Origin of the sequence: Cryobacterium fucosi (assembly GCF_004403515.1) — a bacterium.
In the GTDB taxonomy this organism is placed as follows: Bacteria; Actinomycetota; Actinomycetes; order Actinomycetales; family Microbacteriaceae; genus Cryobacterium; species Cryobacterium fucosi.
The window spans coordinates 1-1,647 of record NZ_SOHH01000002.1 but is presented as its reverse complement, the minus strand read 5'-3'; the positions used below and the strand labels follow the sequence as shown (position 1 = coordinate 1,647).

The 1,647-nt window shown below is 75.0% G+C and carries 1 protein-coding gene and 1 pseudogene; both read right to left on the bottom strand.

What is annotated here, in order from left to right; translation table 11 throughout:
* Positions 1 to 364: pseudogene (locus E3T48_RS00035) on the bottom strand (hypothetical protein); the annotation flags it as partial.
* On the bottom strand, positions 361 to 1,539 hold the full coding sequence (locus E3T48_RS00030) for a TadA family conjugal transfer-associated ATPase (protein ID WP_134521857.1): 1,179 nt from the start codon (positions 1,537 to 1,539) through the stop codon (positions 361 to 363). The gene E3T48_RS00030 and the pseudogene E3T48_RS00035, both read right to left, overlap by 4 nt.
* Positions 1,540 to 1,647: the final 108 nt, after the last annotated feature.

Sequence of the window (1,647 nt, the reverse complement as noted above, 5' to 3'; positions counted from 1 at the left end):
CCACGAGCCAGGCCGCGGCCAGGCCGAGCCAGGCATCGCCGACCTGCCCGCCCGCCGCGCCGGCCTCGGCGGCCACCGCATCCGCGATGCTGTCGCCCTTCTTCCCGGCGGCGGCGGCCATCCGGACGATCCGGGCGGTCGGAGGCGGTTCACCAGTCGCGCCCCGCAGCGATCGTCCGAGGCGCGGCGGTGCTGTGGCCGGTCGCGTCGGCACGGATCCCGGCGGCTCGACCTCGACCAGGTGCTGCCAGGCGGAGGCCGGGGAGACTCCGGCCGAGAGCAGCACCGCAAGCCGCTGGGTGACCCGGGCGACATCGTCGATTCCCGGGGATGCCTCGCGCCTCGGGGGCCGCCGGCGCCTCACGCGCCCGCCCCCGCCGGGCTCGCCCCCGCGCCGTCGCCTGCGGCGACGGTTTCCAACCGGCCCGCGGCATCCAGGGCGAACCGGCCCACCTGCGCCAGCCGGCGCTGACCGCCCCGGCGTTCGAGATGCAGGACCAGGCCGATCGCGCTGACCGCCTGGCGGGCCACGGCGTCGGCGCTCATCCCGGCGAGGGCGCCCAGCGCCTCGAGGCGGGCGGGCACGTCCCGGAGGGAATTCGCGTGCAGGGTGCCGGCGCCCCCGTCGTGGCCGGTGTTCAGCGCGGCCAGCAGCTCCCGGATCTCCGCGCCGCGACATTCGCCGAGCACGAGCCGGTCGGGCCGCATCCGCAGCGCCTCGCGGAGCAGGCTGTCCAGGCCGATCCGGCCGGCACCCTCCAGGTTGGGCTGCCGCGATTCGAGGGCGACGAAGTGCGGGTGGTCGACCTGCAGCTCCGCGACGTCTTCGATCGCCACGATGCGCTCCCCCGGCGGGGCCTCCCCGAGCAGGGCCGCGAGCAGGGTGGTCTTGCCGCTGCCGGCGGCGCCCGTGATGAGTAGGTTCTCCCGGCGGCGCACCGCGGAGCGAAGCCGTTCGACGAGCAGCCGGGACGGCTCGCCCGTGCCGCACAGTCCGGCCGCGGCGAGGGCGGACAGGGTCGGCCGGTCGGCCCGCGGCAACCGGATGGACACGAGGGTGCCCGTGCTCGAGACCGGCGGCAGCACGGCGTGCACGCGGATGCCGTCCGCCAGCCGCACGTCCACGCAGGGGCTGGCCTCGTCGATGTGCCGCCCGCCGAGGGCGACCAGGCGCACGGCGAGTTCGCGCACGGCCGCCTCAGCGCATTCCCAGCCGGGTTCACGAACCAGACCGTGGCCGGAGTCGACCCAGAGACCGGTTTCGCCGTTGACGAACAGGTCGGTGACGCCGTCGCCGGCGGCGAACCCGGCCAGCGGGCCCAGTCCAGACAGGTCGGCCCGTGCCGGGTGCGGTGCCTGACGGGGCTGCGGTGCGGCCGGATCCGCAATCCCGACTCGGCCGGCGGCATCCGCCACGGGAAGGCGTGCGCCGAATCCTCCCCCCTGGGCATGCCTCGCCGGCGCGCTCCCTGGCCCGGCCACCGGCGTCGACTTGTCTGCGGCGGCATAGGACGGGACGGCGACGAAAGGCTCCAGCATGGGCCGACCCTAGTACTACAGTCGCGTTTATTTTAGGTTCGTCGGCGTGGTTCTTTGCTTTCGGCATGGGTCCGTGTTAATCCTTGCGGGTGGGCGATGATGTTTGTG